Below are 17,727 nucleotides of genomic sequence, written 5' to 3'. Positions count from 1 at the left end.
GCCTACACAGCTATGCCTACACAGCGAAGCCCACTCAGCGAAGCCCACTCAGCGAAGCCCGCTCAGCTAAGCCTACTCAAATAAGCCTAGACAGTTGATATGCTACATAGTCATAGCAATGCACTAGTCGTCAAACTGCTGTTCGTTGAGCCAGCTATTCAGCCCTTTCATATCGTGCTGCACTGCCATTTGTAGCTCTTCAACCCAGTCATGAACGTTCTCCCACCATGTAGGATGATCACCCTGCTGAATTTGGTTAGCAATACGCTGCACTCTCGCTAAACCAACCGAGCCCGCAGCGCCTTTTATTTTATGGGCTTGAGAACACACCTCAGACTTTTCATCAGCAGTTAAGCTCAGTTGCAGTATTTCCATGTATTCAGGCATTTTCTCTTGGAAAACTTTCACACTCGCCCGAACCATGTCATCCCCTATGGTATCTACTAACATCTCCAACAAGTCCATATCTAAAATGTTACTTAATGTTTTGTTGGGCTGCACGCGTTCTACCTGACCCTCTATTTCTAGCGGCGCTGGCGGCGCATGGAATAGGTCATTAAATACTTCAATAACTCGAGATTTTTTGATTGGCTTGGCTATAACATCGTCCATGCCGTTCTCTAAGTATTCATCACGCTTTTTAATAACGTTAGCGGTTAATGCAACGATGGGGGTTTGCATCACTAAATCTTCTTCTATTAGCGTGTTGGCCACATCAAACCCCGTCATATCCGGTAGCTGAATATCGAGTAAAATCAGGTCGTATTGGGTTTCTCTGGCTTTATCTAATGCCTCTTGACCTGTCATTGCAACATCAACACGCTGACCAAGTTTTTCAAGCAGCGCTTTGGCCACCATCACATTAAGCTCTATATCTTCCACAAGAAGAATATTTAACCCCGTCACTTCAAGCTCAGCCACTTTCATTGGGCTGTTTGAAATTTGCACCGGCAGGATAATTTCAAAGCGAGTACCTTTGCCTACGCTACTGGTCACGTTAATTTCACCGCTCATCAAATCGACCATCTGCTTACAAATTGCCAAGCCAATGCCGGTACCTGTGGCCGACTGGTGATCGGGGTGATCAACTTGATAATACATCGCAAAAATTTTGTTTATTTCGCTTTCTGGAATCCCTACCCCCGTGTCTTCTACAATAAAGGTGACAAAGGCTTTGTCATTCTCTGGCTTGGTAGCAGATACCGACAAGCTCACGTGACCTTTTTGAGTAAACTTCACCGCGTTGAAAAGAATGTTCCAGAGTATCTGGCGCAATCGCGTGCCGTCTATTTCAACTAAACGAGGCAATGGATCTTTAATTGCGGTTTTAAACTCAAGCTGTTTATCGCCAGCCAATAAGCGAATAATACTGCTAAGTTCTTCCGTAAAATCTTTCAGCGATATGGTTTTCAAGCTGAGTTCTAGTTTGTCTCGGCCCAGCTTATCGAGGTCGATAATATCGTTAAATATATTACCTAATGTAATAGCGCTGGCGTAAATCGTACTCACCCAACTAAACTGCTCTTCGGAAAGCTCTGTATCGCGAAGCATGCGGCTTAAACCCACAATGCCGTTTAGCGGCGTGCGCAGCTCATGACTTATTGTGGCGATGAAGCGGGTTTTATCTGTATTGGCTTTTGCCGCCGCATTTTCCGCTTGTTTACGCTCGGTCATGTCTCGTCCAAACGATAACAAGCCAAGTCGATTGCCTTCCTTATCGAAGAAAGGAACTCGCTTCATTTCGAAATAGCGACGTCGGCCATCGGCAAACTTAAGCCACAACTCTTCGGTAATGCTGGCGTTTGTCTCAAGTACTTCGTTATCACTGGCCACAATTTGTTGTGCCAACTCTTCTTCGTACACATCTTCTGGAGTCAACCCGAGTAGTTCTAGCTCAGTCTTCCCAGTCATTAGCTCGGCAATGCGATTACATCCTGCAAACTGCCCTTCTTCATTGCGGTAATAGATAAGATCTGGAGAAGCATCAATGATAGAGCGTAATAAGGTAGACAGCCTGCGTGCCTGAGATTCTTGTTCAGACTTATTTTTTATTTCTTGTTCTAAGTCTTTAAACAGCCCTTCACGCTCTTCTTGAGCAATTTTTCGCTGTTCAATTTCATGATTCAGCTGTCGAATATTGCTTTGCAGCTCGCGATTCAAAAACACATCTTCTTCGCGAAGGCTCTCTAGTTGACTCACCACCTCTTTTAAGTTTGTCCGAGAATTTTCGAGTTGCTTAATCAGTTCACTAAAAAAGTACAACACCCAAGGTGCTGACAACATTGTTAAGATTACTGCGCTGATAAAGTCGTCAGGCTGCACCTGACTTCCTAGGCTTACGCGTATGACATACGAGCCACCAAGGGTAAATACCAGTGAGAATACAACGAATAATATGCTTAATTTTAGTGTGCCAAATCGCTGCACAAATTGGGCAAAGCGGATAGCCCATGAATCGTTTGGAGAGTCTGAATGCATGTACGTCTAGTCTATAACCATTTTGCCCTATCCTAACAGTCTTTCTGGTGTTCTGGAATCCACTAGTCAACGCATGCAAAAACGCGCCTCACTTTGCTGTTCAAAATTCAAACACACAAACCACAGCTTCGTATACTTTTACCGTTTCTGTTTAACAAAAGTGAGGTATTCATTACTTACCCAGCCTTCTGCGGTGTACGCAACGCGGGACCATGTATCGCCGCGCTCTAATACCCTTACTACCTGCCCAGAGGTTAATTGACTACTCGCCTTCGTAAATTCGGTACCAGGCCCAAACCTCACATTTAAACGTTTCACGCTAACAATGGCAGATGTGTAAGGAAAGTCTTGTGACGCTGTTATGGACTTTCTCGAGACAGATAGCTGTTTCTCATTCGTATATTGCAAAGAAGGGGGGAGCTCTCGGGACAGTTCATCTACGGTGACATCAGAGGGTTGAGCGTTGAAAGAGTGTTGAGTCAGATAGCGGCGAAGTTGGCGAAGTGGAAATGCAGGGCCAGGGTCAAACTTTCTTCCTGGTGAGATTTCTTCGTGCCCTAGTACGTAATTAATATGGTAGGTGTTACACAACAGCCTGCATAAATCAAAAGTACGTTGAAGCTGCACCTCGCTGTAGCGATGCCAATACGTAGGAGAATGTGCGTTTGGGCTCTCTTGCAAATCGCTGTTATTTTTAATGCCAGAGCGGCCTGTAGAGTTGGAATGCGAACTTTCGACAAACACGTCGTTAGGGTGGTAGCGTTTTCCAAACCAGCTTACATATTCGCCATTTGCATCCATATCAAGTTGACCCGCATTATCTAACTCGATACCTATGGCGTAGTTGTTGAACTGCTTTCTGCCAGCAAAGCTGCTCTGCCCCGCATGCCACGCAATGGCGTTAAACGGGAGTAATTGTGTTACCTCCCCGTTTCGTCCTATAACAAGGTGGGCTGATACTTTACTTTTTGGGTTCAACATATAATTTACTGACGAGGACGCACTGCTGCCGCCAGTAAAATGAATAACTAAGGTATCGGGAAAATTGCGAGGAAACTCGCCAGAGGTGTTTGGAGAGGTGACATGTTCAATTTCACTTGCGTGTAACCTATTGTTTTCAATGCGAACTGCGTTTAAGGGTGCTGAGTATGTATTTGTCATAACCGTGTCCATTTGGCTTATTCCTATGAGCGGCGACTATGAACTCTACTTACTATCTTGATAACCAACCAAAGCACGGTTACCAACCAAAGCACGAAAACCAACAAAAAAAACTGTTCATTTTTCACTCAAATTTTACCTAACATAGCAGTTTACTAATATGAGTGGAATAGTTTATTTACAAATAAATAAAAATACCAAAAACCCCCTCTTGACTAGATAAAACAACCACTTCAATGAATATTTATTCAAAAACAATTAGCAAATGAGAAGTATTATCATCTTCAGCTTGTTTGTTTTCCCCTCTAAAATTTTTATAACATTATTATTACAAATCTAAAATTTGAATTTCATCCTATTGATTTTAATGATTTTTTTAAACGTTATACTAATTCATTAGGGATGAGGCTTTTTTTGCGTTTGATTTTAGTTTTCAATGTGGGTATTTTGTACGGCCCGCATCGCATCAATGCATAAAAATGCGGAACGGCTGGAATCCTCTAATAATAATTAACGACAAGAAAGACGCATGCGCTGAGCTAAATGGCCCAAGCGCGAAAAGATGTCTAATTATGTTTCGATACGCAAACCTAGGCGCATCTGCACGCAACGCATACCTTGCCCAGTCAATAAGGTTGAAGGAGTTAATAGATGAGTTTATACAATCCCAACGATTCCCGGGATAATTGTGGGTTTGGCTTAATAGCCCACACTCACGGGGAAGCCAGTCACGAATTGGTATCCACTGCAATCCACGGTTTAGACCGAATGCAACATCGAGGCGGTATCGCCGCTGATGGAAAAACCGGTGATGGCTGTGGTTTATTGCTACAAAAGCCAGATGCCTTCTTCCATTCAATTGCCGACGAAAATGGCTGGAAGCTGGGTAAAAAGTACGGCGTAGGGATGATTTTTTTGAATCAGGACCCCGTGCTTGCACAAGCTGCCCGTGAAGTACTCAATGAAGAGTTAGAAAAAGAAACGCTTTCGGTTGTTGGATGGCGAGAAGTGCCTGTTGATAAATCAGTACTTGGCGAGCTTGCCCTTACTGGTGTTCCTCTAATAGAACAGGTATTTGTCAACGCCCCTGCAGGATGGAGAAAGCGCGACCTAGAACGACGTCTTTATATGATTAGACGCCGTGCGGAAAAACGCCTAGAAGACGATCCAGATTTTTATGTGGCGTGTCTATCAGGTTTGGTCACTATTTATAAAGGCTTGGTAATGCCGAAAGACTTACCAACCTTCTACCTCGACCTTGCTGACGAACGCATGAAAAGCGCTATTTGCGTATTCCACCAGCGTTTCTCAACGAATACATTACCTCGCTGGCCACTTGCGCAGCCGTTTCGCTTTCTTGCTCATAATGGTGAAATTAACACGATTAAAGGCAACCGCGATTGGGCAATGGCAAGAGCGGCAAAATTCTCAACACCGCTTATTCCAGACCTGAAAGATGCAGCACCTTTCGTCAATACCGAAGGTTCTGACTCTTCTTCACTAGATAACATGCTTGAGCTGTTTCTAGCAGGTGGTATGGACTTATTCCGTGCCATGCGCTTATTGGTGCCGCCAGCCTATCAAAACAATAAAACAATGGACGATGACCTTCGTGCATTCTACGAGTTTAACTCCATGCACATGGAGCCGTGGGACGGCCCAGCGGGTATCGTTTTAACCAACGGTCGCCACGTTGCCTGTAACCTTGATAGAAACGGCTTGCGTCCAGCGCGCTACGTCATTACCAAAAATGGTTTTATTACCCTAGCCTCAGAAGTAGGCATTTGGGATTACCAAGAAGCCGACGTCATTGAAAAAGGACGTGTGGGTCCCGGCGAAATGCTTGCTGTAGATACGTATACAGGCAAAATCTGGCGTTCTACCGAAATTGATGACGAGCTAAAAGCGAGACACCCTTATAAAGAGTGGCTACAAAAGCACATCCGTCGCCTAACGCCTATTGAAGAGCTAGATGCATCGCTTATCGGCAAACGAGTGTTTGACGACGATGCCATGGCGGTTTATCACAAGCTTCACGCATACAGCTACGAAGAAATTCAGCAAGTCGTGAAAGTATTGGCAAAAGACGGTCAAGAAGCCGTTGGCTCTATGGGTGATGATACGCCGATGGCGGTTATGTCATCTCGTCAGCGCACCATTTACGATTACTTCCGTCAGCAATTTGCACAGGTGACAAACCCACCCATCGATCCACTGCGTGAGAATCACGTGATGTCGTTGGCAACCTGTATTGGTCGAGAGCAGAATGTATTTAGCGAAACGTCCGGTTACGCTGACCGCGTATTGTTCGACTCGCCTATATTGATGTACACAGATCTTAAACAGCTTCGCGAGTTCAACCCAGAATACTATTATTCTGAGGTAATAGAACTTCAGTACCTACCGCAAGAAGGCTTGAAAAAAGCCGTCGAGCGAGTGTGTAACGAAGTTGAAATGCTGGTTAAAAACAAGCGCGCAGCGTTTGTTATACTCTCAGATCGCAACATCAAGAAAAATCGCTTAGTTATTCCTGCGGCAATGGCAGTAGGCGCAGTTCAAAAACGCTTGGTTGAAAAGTCGCTGCGTTGCGATGCAAACGTTGTGGTAGAAACAGCAAGTGCGCGTGACCCACATCACTTTGCCGTGCTTATTGGTTTAGGTGCAACGGCGGTTTATCCGTTCCTAGCTTACGAAACGATCGAACAGCTGTGCGAAAAAGGCGAACTTGATATTTCGCCCATGCAGGCAACATTGAACTACCGCAAAGGTATCAATAAGGGCTTGTACAAAATAATGTCTAAAATGGGCATTAGCACAGTAGCCAGTTACCGTAGCTCTAAGTTGTTTGAAGCTATTGGTATTAATAATGAAGTCATGCAGCTTTGCTTTAAGGGTGTTACCTCACGTATTCAGGGTGCAGGCTTTGATGATTTTCATCAAGACCACATCAATTTGAACCGTATTGCGTGGTTAAAGCGCAAACCTGTTTCTCACGGTGGTTTACTGAAATATGTACACGATGGCGAATATCACGCGTATAACCCAGACGTGGTTAGCACACTGCAAAAAGCGGTGGTATCGGGTGAATACACCGACTATCAAGAATACGCTAAGCTGGTTAACGAGCGTGCGCCATCGCACATTCGCGACCTGCTTGCGCTAAACCCAGAATGCGATCCTATTGATATAAGCGATGTAGAAGGGCCGGAAAATCTTTTCCCTCGCTTCGATACTGCGGCCATGTCAATTGGGGCATTAAGTCCTGAAGCCCACGAGGCCCTTGCGATTGCGATGAACCGCTTAGGCGGTCAGTCTAACTCGGGTGAAGGTGGTGAACATCCATCTCGCTTCGGTACTGAAAAGAACTCAAAAATTAAACAAGTCGCTTCTGGTCGCTTTGGTGTAACGCCGCATTACTTAGTCAATGCTAACGTTATACAGATAAAAGTTGCTCAGGGCGCGAAGCCTGGTGAAGGTGGTCAGTTACCGGGTGATAAGGTTAACAAGTACATTGCGCAGCTGCGCTTCTCTGTGCCAGGTGTAACGCTTATTTCTCCACCACCTCATCACGACATTTACTCTATTGAAGATTTAGCCCAGCTTATTTTCGATTTAAAACAGGTAAACCCAACAGCGCTAATTTCTGTGAAGCTGGTTTCTGAACCGGGTGTAGGTACTATCGCAACCGGTGTGGCAAAGGCTTATGCAGACCTTATTACCATTTCTGGTTACGACGGTGGAACAGGTGCAAGCCCGTTAACCTCGGTGAAATACGCTGGTAGCCCATTTGAGCTTGGTCTTTCTGAAACACAGCAAGCACTTATTGAAAATGGCTTACGCCATAAAGTGCGCGTACAAACTGACGGCGGTTTAAAAACCGGTTTAGACGTAGTCAAAGCGGGTATTTTAGGTGCTGAGAGCTTCGGCTTTGGTACTGGCCCTATGGTAGCGTTAGGCTGTAAATACCTTCGAATTTGCCACCTAAACAACTGCGCCACCGGTGTTGCAACCCAAGATCAGAAACTGCGTGACGATCACTTTATTGGTCTTCCTGACATGGTAATGAACTACTTTAAGTTTATTGCTCAAGAAGTGCGCGAGATCATGGCGTCTATTGGTGTTAGCAAGTTCGACGATTTAGTAGGCCGTACTGAGCTTCTTAAAGTAATTGATGGTATTACTGCCAAGCAAAACCGTCTTGATTTGTCGCCGCTATTGGCACAGCCTGTGGCTGGTGAGCACACCCGTCTATTCTGTTCGCAAACGACCAATGCGCCAATGGATAAGGGCGAGCTTAACGCTAAGATGCTTACCGATGCACAAAGCGCTGTAGTGAGTAGCAAATCAATCACTCTGAAGTACCCTATTCGCAACACAGACCGTTCTGTGGGTGCCCTGCTTTCTGGTGAAATTGCTAAGCACCACGGTAATCAAGACTTTGAAGATACACCTATTAAAGTTGAGCTTACCGGTACTGCGGGTCAAAGTTTTGGCGTGTGGAATGCGGGTGGCTTACACATGCACTTGGAAGGCGACGCTAACGATTACGTGGGTAAAGGCATGACGGGCGGTAAGCTAGTTATCCACCCTACGAAAAACATCGAGTTTGATGCACACGAAAGCGCAATAATGGGTAATACCTGTTTGTATGGCGCAACGGGCGGTAAGTTATTTGCTGCTGGCCGTGCGGGTGAGCGCTTTGGCGTTCGTAACTCTGGCGCAATAGCCGTTGTTGAAGGTATTGGTGACAACGGTTGTGAATACATGACCGGTGGTATTGTTGCTGTGCTTGGCCCTGTGGGCGTTAACTTTGGCGCCGGTATGACAGGTGGTTTCGCTTACATAATGGACGATGGCGATGACATTGATAACCGCGTGAATGCTGACTTAGTCGATATTATGCCAATTGGTGACAAAGCCATTCTTATTGAGCATCTACGAGGTCTTATTAATCAGCATTACGAAGAAACAGGCAGCGAGCACTCTTTGTCACTGCTTACCGACTTCAATGCAACGCTAGCACGCTTCAAACTTATTAAGCCTAAAACAAGTGATGTGAAAAACTTGCTTGGTCACATCAGTCGTTCAAGCGCTGAACTGCGCATTCAGGCTCAATAGGAGGATTTACTTAATGGCAAAGAACGTATATCAATTTGTCGATGTTGAACGTATCGATCCGCCTAAAAAGCCGATCATGGTGCGTAAGGAAGAGTTTGCGGAAATTTATCAGCCGCTGAGCCAGTCACAAACCGAAGGTCAGGCAGATCGCTGCCTGGACTGCGGTAACCCATATTGCGAATGGAAGTGCCCCGTGCACAACTACATTCCTCAATGGTTGGATTTGGCTAACGAAGGCAGAATTATTGAAGCCGCTGAACTTTCACATAAAACCAATAGCTTGCCTGAAGTGTGCGGGCGAGTGTGTCCACAGGACAGACTTTGTGAAGGTGCATGTACGCTAAACGACGATTTTGGCGCTGTTACCATTGGTAGTATTGAGAAATACATCACCGACAAAGCCTTTGAAATGGGCTGGCGCCCAGACATGTCCGATGTTGAGTGGACAGATAAGAAAGTGGCTATTGTTGGAGCCGGACCTGCTGGTCTAGCTTGTGCTGACATTCTTATAAGAAACGGCGTTAAGCCGGTGGTGTACGACAAGTACGAAGAAATTGGCGGGCTACTGACCTTCGGTATTCCGTCATTCAAACTTGAAAAAGACGTGATTAAACTGCGTCGCCAAATCTTTTCAGATATGGGTATTGAGTTTGTACTAAACACTGAAATTGGTAAAGACGTCCAGTTTGATGATCTGCTCAACAAGTACGATGCCGTATTTTTAGGTATGGGTACGTACAAGTCGATGCAGGGTGGTTTTGACAATGAACACGTACATGGTGTTCATGAAGCGCTACCGTTTTTGATTGCCAACACCAACCGCGTAATGGGGTTAGAAAAAGACCCTGCTGACTTTATCGACATGAAAGATAAACGCGTTGTAGTGCTCGGCGGTGGTGATACCACTATGGACTGCTTGCGCACGTCTATTCGTCAAGGCGCTAAAAGCGTAACCTGTGCCTATCGTCGTGATGAAGAGAGCATGCCTGGTTCACGTCGCGAAGTGGTTAATGCCAAAGAAGAGGGCGTAGAGTTTAGGTTTAACCTTCAGCCACTGGATATTGCTGTAGATGATAACGGCAATGCGGTAGGCGTTAAGCTGGTTAAAACTGAGATGGGCCCGCCAGATTCAAACGGTCGTCGTCGCCCTATCGAAGTAGAAGGTTCAGAACACGTTCTTGAAGCAGACGTGGTTATTATTGCCTTTGGTTTCCAGCCAAGTCCTGCGCCATGGTTTGGCGAGTACGGCATTATGCTTGATGAAAAAGGCCGAGTGCGCGCTCCGCGAGCGGGTAAATTTGCTTATCAAACGTCTAACCCGAAAATATTCGCCGGTGGTGATATGGTTCGAGGTAGTGACTTGGTAGTTACTGCCATCGATGAAGGCCGTAAAGCTGCTGAGGGCATTATGGACTTTATGGGTGTGTGACCTATCTGGTTCAACAAGTTAACTCAACGAATTAAATTAACAAGTTAGTTCATTGCCCCCCAAAAAAGGCTTAAACGCACATCGCATTTAAGCCTTTTTTATGAGTACTTTTTTACAGGCTACAACTTCTGCTCAGGTTAATACCATTAGTCCGCATTAGAGGAAATGTGCTTATCAAACAAGTAAGTCAAATGTTAATTGGATAGATATGCGATATACCCTTTTCGATTTTGATATACCTGAAAGGGCAAAGGTTCAGTTGAAGTTCTTCGCTATTCTTTTTACTATCAAATCAGCGCTATTCCACATAGTCTGCATATGAGATATGAACCTGGCGCAACAACATATACCTATAATGAGAATGTGTTCACCATGAATAACAATAAGTTAAGCTTTTTCCCCACTGCACAGCTATTGCTGAAAACTGGTACGGTTACCCTCACATTGTTGGTGAGTGGGGTTACACATGCTGATAAACTATCGGTGGCGCAGCAGGAAAAATCACAAAGCGGTGACGCTATGGGTACGCCAAGTACAGTAGCGTGCCCGAGCGAGTTCCATTCAATCGTATTGTCATCAGATGCCACGCAGTGCCAACAGTTTGAAAGCAAAATTCCGGCGGCTATGGTTTACCACACAGCTATGTCTCCTTCTCAGGTAATTGGCTTTTACAAAGAGCAGCTACCGATGTTCAAAACCCACCCAGTCGTTAATCAGCGCACGCTGATTACATCAAAAGAACGTCATACCAAAATTGTAGTTTCCCCAGATAACAAGGGCGCCCAAGTAGATATTTTGGTGATAGCGAAATAGCCAGCCTTTTAAGGAGAGCGTTATAAAATGACAGATTTAACTCTCCACAATCAGCCCGACGCCACCGCGATGCATGCTCAAATGCGCACAGGTGAGTGCACCAGCAAGCAACTTGTCAAAGCGAGTCTAGGCAGGCTGCGTTTTGTAAATCCAATATTAAACGCGGCAACTCAAGTGTTTGCCGAACAGGCATTAGCCGCCGCTGAAAACCCCGTTTCCGGGCCGTTATCAGGCTTACCAATAACCCTCAAGGAAACGTATGCCCTAGCAGGTGAGCAAATTACTATTGGTAGCCAGCGTATGCAGCCTATTCAATGTTTAAAAGATGCCCCCGTTGTCGAGCGACTCAAATCAGCGGGCGCCATCATTATTGCGCGAAGTAATGTTCCTGAATTTGTGATGACAGCAGAAACGGATAATTTGCGCTTTGGGCGCACCAATCATCCGAAAGATCAACGTCTTGTGCCAGGAGGCTCTACCGGTGGCGAAGGCGCACTAGTTGCAAGCGGCGTATCACCTATGGGCTTTGGTACTGACATTTTAGGCTCTATACGCATTCCTGCTGGGTTTTGCGGCTTAGTGGGTTTTAGACCTCATTCGGCCGCCGTTAATAAAAGCTTTGTGTACCCCGAGTCGGGGCCGTATTTTGAAACATTCAATGGAATAGGCCCATTTACCAGGAGTGTTCGAGATGCCCGCCTAGCGTATTCGGTAATAGCCGACACTCCTTTACCAACGCCAGCAAGCGTTATTGGCTTAAAACTAATCGCTCCGCGCAATTATCCATTTGAGGCAAAAGACCAGTGCATAAACTCGGCCTACGAAGCTGCGCTTAGAGAATTGCAAATAGCAGGAATGACCAAGCATGAACCGGTTTTTAGCGATATTAAGACGCTATTTATGAATGTACCAAAACTGGTTACTGGTGAAATGAATTCCACATGGAAAGAATGGCTATCTAACGAAGGTAAGCCCTTCTCTACCATGAGCGAAGCGCTGCGCCAAATAACGGGGCGCCCTACTGTACAGCCTGGCTTTTTCCTATGGCTTTCGCTTATTAATTGCCTATACCGGCCTCGTAAACAGGCTCAGTTAGCCAGTGTTATAAAAACCTATGAACAGGCGCGAGAGCACTACCGACAGCTACTTGGCCTCGACGGAATACTTTGCTTACCCACCCTAGGTATGCTTGCTCCTAAGCATGGCGCAATGAATAAAGCGACATTAATGAAGCCAGGCCTGAACAAACAGATTACCGCTCACACACTAATTAACATACTCGACTTATCAAGCATTACCGTACCTGCTCGCGGATTTGCTGATAAGAAAACAGGTTTACTGCCTGGCATCATGCTCGCATCTGCTCCAGGTAACGAAGGCGCGCTGCTGGATGTTGCAGCAGCACTTGAAAATGCTTTGCGATAGCAACTACCGTTTACGCTTTCTTACCTCTCATTACTCACTTTCACGGCTAACTTTCATTATTGGCATCTGCATTGCAAAGTCTTTAATACCAAAGGTCTACCTTAATTAAGCGTCACCTTTTTGACGCTAATATTGATTGATATATGTGAGGATAAAGATGGAATTGGCAATTATTTTGATGATGTTACTTATTGTCGTTGCTCTAGGCGCCATAAAATTGTCTGATGGAGGAATGGCATTTCCATTTCGACGTAAGCCGCAGCTGTTTACCCAAGTGGAATACTCATTTTTAACGTTAATTGAACAAGCGGTAGGCCGTGAATTTAGAGTTATGTGCCGAGTTCGTTTGAACGACATGGTGGCCGTTCGTCAATCGACTAAAAAGAAAACGGCATCACAGGCACTCTCACGTGCATCAAGTCGTCAACTTGATTTTGTGCTTGTAGAAAAAGATACCATGAGCCCAGTGTTAGCCATCGACCTAGTTCACAACCAGGGTAAAGAGGGCTACAAAACCCAAAAAGATTGGTTTGTTACTGGTGCTTTGGACGCTGCTGGAATTCCTCATGTTCGCATTAAAGTGAAGTCAGGCTACAGTATTGAAGATATTCGAGAATGTCTTGAAAACAAACTTGTGTCATATCGTCGTCTACAGCAAAAGATGGCGCAACAGCCCACGCTGAATCCAGAGCCTACAAAACGTCCAACACGACCTATTAGATCAAGCCGCCCTGCTGCTGCTTAATCATTTGTACTAGTGGGCATAGACAATTACCCCTTCCCCCTGCCTTTGTTACAGCTCAAACTTACACAGAGTGACGGTAACAAAGGCATTTTTCTGTCAGTTTCACCACATTCCTTATACAATTAGCAATACAACAGCTTTTATAACTGCTTGCGTAACAGCTTATAATATTGCGGTTAAAGCAGTGCAACAGCACAATTTAAAACGTTAACTTGTCGGTACAATTATGAAACGAATTGGTATTTTAGGTGCAATGGATGAAGAAGTTGCGCTACTTAAAGCGTCACTCGACGACTTGAAAGAAACGAAGTGGAAACATTTAACGTTTTACGAAGGCACACTCAGCGGCATTGAAGTGATATTAGTAAAATGCGGCATAGGTAAAGTAGCGGCCGCTATCGCAACAACGGTGCTAATTGAGCAGTACGCTCCCGATGCGGTAGTGAACACTGGCTCGGCGGGTGGTTTTGATAAAAACCTAAATATTGGTGATGTGGTTATAGCCAGCCACGTTATTCATCACGATGCCAATCTTACTCACTTTGGCTACAAACTTGGCCAATGCGCCGGTATGCCAGAAGATTTTCGCTGTGATGAAGCTCTCATTGAAACGGCTAAAAATGCCACATCACACATTGCAGAAATACAATCTACTAGCGGCTTAATTTGCACCGGCGACGCATTTATTGGTAGCGATGAAGCCGTAGCAAAATTAAGAGAAGACTTCCCAGAAATGAAGGCGGTTGAGATGGAAGGGGCCGCAATCGGCCAAGTTTGCTACATGCTGAATACGCCATTTCTTGTTATACGCTCTTTGTCAGATATTGCCGGGAAAACCTCGTCAGTAAGTTTTAAAGAGTATTTAGAGACCGCCGCAAAGCACTCTGCACAGCTGGTAATGGCAATGGTAAAAAACTTTGCATAACTGATTGTCTAAGCGAAAATAAAGACGTACCACACCAATGAATTCACTGATTAGTGGCATTGATTTTCAACCACTACTGATACTTTGGTTGGCCATCGCTATCGACGCCTCTTGGCGATGGCCGCAGCGTACTCACCCACTAACACTTATGCGCTATTTGGTCACTCAGATGGGGCGTAAAGTGTTACCGTCCTCATCGTTTGCACCCAGCCAGCACTACATTTCAGGTACACTGGCCGCCATTGTATTACTTAGCCCTCTCGTTGCCTGCCTTGTCATTTTAGTTTCAATGGCGCAATACCCTGTTTTTTTTGATGCTGTCATTATGATAGTGCTGCTTGATTACGGCTATCAGCGCCAGCAGTACAAAAAAGTGTTGGCGACTGTGGGCAGAAACAAAAAATCTCTCGCTCGTGAGTTAGTGTCGAGCATCACAGCGCGTCAATGCGATACGCTAACTGATATAGGTATTGCAAAAGCGGCAATAGAGTCGCTATGGCTAAAGTTTCTTTATCTCTTCTGTGGCGTTATTTTCTACTATGTCGTCTTTGGGCCCATTGGCGCATTAGTGTATCGACTGATGCTGTTAACCTCATGGCAGTGGCACTATCGAGACCCCAAAATGGCGCTATTTGCTAAACCCATAAAAAAAATTGTTAGCGTATTAGTGCTTCCGCCCGCTTTACTAGGCGCGCTCATCACGTTAATAAGCAGCAGACCTATTCGCGGTTTAAAAGCAGTTAAACGCTGTTCTGCTAAGGATATAACCTCGCTGCTATTGGCAACCCTTGGCGGTATACATAATATCAAGCTGGGCGGGCCTGCCATTTATGCCAATAGAAAAATACGCTACCCACGGGTAGGTGGAGAACACGAGGTTAAATTTTCAAGTATGGTTTATGTTAAAAGAACAATCACCAGCGCCATGATTGGTGTCACTGCGATAGCCACACTGTTACTCATTGTTATAGGCATGTAGATATAATGACTTCACTAAAGCTCCGTATTCAACGCGCATCTCTTTTTTCTCGGCTTTTTTCTCATCTCTTGTCCCGCTTTGCTTGTCGCCCTTCTGCTTTTTGTGGTGTGTTCCTGGCTAAAGGTTTAATAGGTAGTGCTATCTTTAGTTTCTTACTTGTTGCAAACGTAACTGTTTCTGCCAGCCTATTGCCACAAGGGCAAAATAAGGGCTCACCCAATAACTTCAACACTGAATATCATCGAACAGAAAGCCCTGCATTACATGAGGGGCAACAGGCTCCTAACAGAGACAGCCTGCGAATAGTTAGCCTGGCTCCACACCTTACCGAATGGGCGTACAGTTTGGGGTTAGGCCCTAACCTTGTGGCAGTCAGTGATTACAGCGATTACCCCGAGGCAGCGAAAGCGCTGCCTCGAGTTGCTGACTACCAAGGCGTAGATATGGCCGCCATTCTCGCTTTTAAGCCCGATTTGGTGTTGGCGTGGAAAGGAGGGAATAAGCCACAAGATATACAAAAGTTGTCGTCTTTGGGGCTTAACGTGTTTGATAGCGCAATAACGCAAATAGATGATATCCCATCAGAACTCATTCGTTTAGGTACGTTAACGCATACTAGTTTAAAGGCGAAAACCCTGGCTGAAGCATTTAATGAGAACATAGCGGCGTTAAAAAGTGCTTATTCAAGGGAGACGCCCAAAAGCGTGTTCTATTACTCGTGGTCCACACCCTTGATGACAGTAGGCCCTAAAGCATGGCCAAACAAACTACTGAACGTATGCGGCGCGCAAACGGCATTTTATGACAGCCCCATCGATTACCCTCAAGTATCCGTTTCAGAAGTGCTAATCCGTCAGGTTGATGTAATTATTGCGGCAAGTAACGAAAGCAAAGCGTCATTGTCATCATTCTGGGAACCTCATTCAGACTTTTTAGATGCGGAAATAGTCACTGTGAACCCCGACATCACCAGTCGATTCTCACTGCGTCTTGCAGATGAACTAAAACGACTTTGCAGCGGTGTTAATTAAACTTTTGTAGTATATTGTTCATTGGATTATCGCAACGGGAAAGGTCATCATGCGATTTGTTGTGACAGGTTTCTTAATTGCTGTGGGCGTTGCATTGTTCTTATCTTTGCAATTTACCGCTAAAGCCACCACTTATCGAAATATTGAAGCGTCACCTTTTCTGCTTGAAAGAGTGGCCAGTAACGATTGGCTGCTAATCGATGTTCGCTCTCCTGAAGAATACGCCGACGGTCACATTCCTGGTGCCATCAACATGCCCCACAAAAGCATTGATGAGTACATAAGCGAATTGCAGGAATATAAAGACAAGCCCATCATCCTTTACTGCCGCTCAGGTAGACGAGCAAAACTCGCAATGAAAGTGCTGCAAGAGCAAGACTTTACCGACGTTATGCATTTGGAAGGCGATATATTGGGCTGGAATGAAGCTGGATACGCTGTGGAAAAAATGTAACAGCTCGGCACTCAGCTATTACCTAGAGATGGTCTCCCCATGCCCTAACTAAGCCCCTATCTAGTTCACGGTGATACCATAACGCGGGCCGTGCGAAGCTGTACAACTGTGTGGTACACTTTTTTCACTACACGTTTTCACACACGCAACCTCAAGAAAACCAAATGCAAATAGATATTGCTACTCCCGCTATGTTGTTTCCTGCTATTTCGTTACTGTTACTGGCCTATACGAATAGATTTCTCACCCTTGCGACTATCATTAGGAACTTTGCGAAAGAAGAACGCAACGACAATACGGTTGCGCAAATCACAAACCTGCGTCAGCGTATTTCACTGATAAAGCGTATGCAAATAGCCGGCGTAGGTAGCTTCTTTTTATGCGTGGTTTCTATGCTTGCCATTTACCTGACGTATCAAAAAGTCGGAAATTGGATATTTGCTGCAAGCTTGGTGTCATTACTTTACTCACTCTGGATGTCTGTACGAGAAATCTTAATTTCTGTTGAAGCTCTTGACGTTCATTTAGACGGTATGAAGGGTGACTGATGCACAACACTGCCTCCAAAGACGCCACACGCGAAGGAACAACTCGCCATGACATACACTATGTTCAGCTAGCCCCGCAATATTTTGAGGGCGTAATTGCATTGGGAAATCACGTTCATGGCGATAACTACTTAACTCCCGAGCTTATATCTGATTATTACACGCGTAGCTTTCACAATAATGTTAATGCTAGCTGGCTAGCATTACACAATGACGTCGTCGTAGGATTCAGGCTTACGTTTGCGCACACTCAATGGACGCCGGATAAATGGTGTTCAACAAACCTATGGACCGTCGACAAAGACAAAGTCTGTTATTTTAAATGCAATACGGTTGTTCCTGGCAAACAAGGCTTGGGGATCGGCAGCAAACTGTTGGCCAAGTCGATTGAAAGCGCATCAATACAAGGCGCTATTGCTGGACTCGCTCATATATGGCTAGCCAGTCCAGGGAATAGTGCGTATAAATATTTCTCGAAAAATGGCGGTGTACTTATCAAAAAACATCCTAATAAATGGCAGTACGCGTCAATCTACGAAGGTTACGATTGTCCTGTTTGCGACGAGCACTGTTACTGCGAAGGTGCCGAAATGATGCTTTCGTTTTCTTAAAATAAGTCGC

General features: G+C 45.2%; 13 protein-coding genes. 11 read left to right on the top strand and 2 right to left on the bottom strand.

Going from position 1 to position 17,727, the window contains the following annotated elements:
* Window positions 1-123: 123 nt before the first annotated feature.
* Both arcB and GTQ48_RS00540 read right to left on the bottom strand, forming a co-directional pair.
* Window positions 124-2,478, bottom strand: a complete 2,355-nt coding sequence (gene arcB / locus GTQ48_RS00545; RefSeq protein ID WP_163104424.1) for an aerobic respiration two-component sensor histidine kinase ArcB — start codon at window positions 2,476-2,478, stop codon at window positions 124-126.
* A 138-nt stretch (window positions 2,479-2,616) separates the two neighbouring features.
* The gene (locus GTQ48_RS00540; RefSeq protein ID WP_163104423.1) at window positions 2,617-3,639 is read right to left on the bottom strand and encodes an N-acetylmuramoyl-L-alanine amidase; all 1,023 of its coding nucleotides are present in this window, start codon (window positions 3,637-3,639) and stop codon (window positions 2,617-2,619) included.
* A 651-nt stretch (window positions 3,640-4,290) separates the two neighbouring features.
* Between GTQ48_RS00540 and gltB the strand changes: the two genes are divergently transcribed.
* From gltB to GTQ48_RS00485, 11 genes are all read left to right on the top strand, one after another.
* Window positions 4,291-8,757, top strand: coding sequence for a glutamate synthase large subunit (gltB, locus tag GTQ48_RS00535; RefSeq protein WP_163104421.1), 4,467 nt, complete (start codon window positions 4,291-4,293; stop codon window positions 8,755-8,757).
* A gap of 13 nt (window positions 8,758-8,770) precedes the next feature.
* Window positions 8,771-10,186, top strand: coding sequence for an FAD-dependent oxidoreductase (locus GTQ48_RS00530; protein ID WP_163104419.1), 1,416 nt, complete (start codon window positions 8,771-8,773; stop codon window positions 10,184-10,186).
* A gap of 372 nt (window positions 10,187-10,558) precedes the next feature.
* Window positions 10,559-10,999, top strand: coding sequence for a hypothetical protein (locus tag GTQ48_RS00525; protein WP_163104417.1), 441 nt, complete (start codon window positions 10,559-10,561; stop codon window positions 10,997-10,999).
* Window positions 11,000-11,026: 27 nt separating this feature from the next.
* The gene (locus tag GTQ48_RS00520) at window positions 11,027-12,424 is read left to right on the top strand and encodes an amidase (protein WP_163104415.1); all 1,398 of its coding nucleotides are present in this window, start codon (window positions 11,027-11,029) and stop codon (window positions 12,422-12,424) included.
* Between the two features lie 157 nt (window positions 12,425-12,581).
* Window positions 12,582-13,169, top strand: a complete 588-nt coding sequence (locus GTQ48_RS00515; RefSeq protein ID WP_163104413.1) for a DUF2726 domain-containing protein — start codon at window positions 12,582-12,584, stop codon at window positions 13,167-13,169.
* Window positions 13,170-13,395: 226 nt separating this feature from the next.
* A complete protein-coding gene (locus tag GTQ48_RS00510) occupies window positions 13,396-14,094 on the top strand; it encodes a 5'-methylthioadenosine/adenosylhomocysteine nucleosidase (RefSeq protein WP_032097369.1) in 699 nt (232 codons plus the stop codon).
* A 37-nt stretch (window positions 14,095-14,131) separates the two neighbouring features.
* The gene (locus tag GTQ48_RS00505) at window positions 14,132-15,073 is read left to right on the top strand and encodes a cobalamin biosynthesis protein CobD/CbiB (protein ID WP_163104411.1); all 942 of its coding nucleotides are present in this window, start codon (window positions 14,132-14,134) and stop codon (window positions 15,071-15,073) included.
* Between the two features lie 5 nt (window positions 15,074-15,078).
* Complete coding sequence (locus tag GTQ48_RS00500) at window positions 15,079-16,104, top strand: cobalamin-binding protein (protein WP_163104409.1); 1,026 nt, start codon at window positions 15,079-15,081, stop codon at window positions 16,102-16,104.
* A 49-nt stretch (window positions 16,105-16,153) separates the two neighbouring features.
* A complete protein-coding gene (locus tag GTQ48_RS00495) occupies window positions 16,154-16,558 on the top strand; it encodes a rhodanese-like domain-containing protein (RefSeq protein WP_032097367.1) in 405 nt (134 codons plus the stop codon).
* Window positions 16,559-16,722: 164 nt separating this feature from the next.
* Window positions 16,723-17,106, top strand: a complete 384-nt coding sequence (locus GTQ48_RS00490) for a DUF2721 domain-containing protein (protein ID WP_032097366.1) — start codon at window positions 16,723-16,725, stop codon at window positions 17,104-17,106.
* The gene (locus tag GTQ48_RS00485; protein ID WP_163104408.1) at window positions 17,106-17,717 is read left to right on the top strand and encodes a GNAT family N-acetyltransferase; all 612 of its coding nucleotides are present in this window, start codon (window positions 17,106-17,108) and stop codon (window positions 17,715-17,717) included. The genes GTQ48_RS00490 and GTQ48_RS00485 overlap by 1 nt, the downstream gene beginning before the upstream one ends.
* Window positions 17,718-17,727 lie beyond the last annotated feature (10 nt).

Origin of the sequence: Alteromonas genovensis (assembly GCF_010500895.1) — a bacterium.
Lineage (GTDB): Bacteria > Pseudomonadota > Gammaproteobacteria > Enterobacterales > Alteromonadaceae > Alteromonas > Alteromonas genovensis.
The sequence above is the reverse complement of the archived record's forward strand: the minus strand, read 5'-3'. Positions and strand labels throughout refer to the sequence as shown.

What these genes read in the sequence shown, in the direction of transcription:
- GTQ48_RS00485 (WP_163104408.1), top strand. Translation starts at nt 17,106, where the DNA reads ATGCACAACACTGCCTCCAAAGACGCCACACGCGAAGGAACAACTCGC.
- GTQ48_RS00540 (WP_163104423.1), bottom strand. Translation starts at nt 3,639, where the DNA reads ATGACAAATACATACTCAGCACCCTTAAACGCAGTTCGCATTGAAAAC.
- GTQ48_RS00490 (WP_032097366.1), top strand. Translation starts at nt 16,723, where the DNA reads ATGCAAATAGATATTGCTACTCCCGCTATGTTGTTTCCTGCTATTTCG.
- GTQ48_RS00495 (WP_032097367.1), top strand. Translation starts at nt 16,154, where the DNA reads ATGCGATTTGTTGTGACAGGTTTCTTAATTGCTGTGGGCGTTGCATTG.
- GTQ48_RS00515 (WP_163104413.1), top strand. Translation starts at nt 12,582, where the DNA reads ATGGAATTGGCAATTATTTTGATGATGTTACTTATTGTCGTTGCTCTA.
- GTQ48_RS00525 (WP_163104417.1), top strand. Translation starts at nt 10,559, where the DNA reads ATGAATAACAATAAGTTAAGCTTTTTCCCCACTGCACAGCTATTGCTG.
- arcB (WP_163104424.1), bottom strand. Translation starts at nt 2,478, where the DNA reads ATGCATTCAGACTCTCCAAACGATTCATGGGCTATCCGCTTTGCCCAA.
- GTQ48_RS00520 (WP_163104415.1), top strand. Translation starts at nt 11,027, where the DNA reads ATGACAGATTTAACTCTCCACAATCAGCCCGACGCCACCGCGATGCAT.
- GTQ48_RS00530 (WP_163104419.1), top strand. Translation starts at nt 8,771, where the DNA reads ATGGCAAAGAACGTATATCAATTTGTCGATGTTGAACGTATCGATCCG.
- GTQ48_RS00510 (WP_032097369.1), top strand. Translation starts at nt 13,396, where the DNA reads ATGAAACGAATTGGTATTTTAGGTGCAATGGATGAAGAAGTTGCGCTA.
- GTQ48_RS00505 (WP_163104411.1), top strand. Translation starts at nt 14,132, where the DNA reads ATGAATTCACTGATTAGTGGCATTGATTTTCAACCACTACTGATACTT.
- gltB (WP_163104421.1), top strand. Translation starts at nt 4,291, where the DNA reads ATGAGTTTATACAATCCCAACGATTCCCGGGATAATTGTGGGTTTGGC.
- GTQ48_RS00500 (WP_163104409.1), top strand. Translation starts at nt 15,079, where the DNA reads ATGACTTCACTAAAGCTCCGTATTCAACGCGCATCTCTTTTTTCTCGG.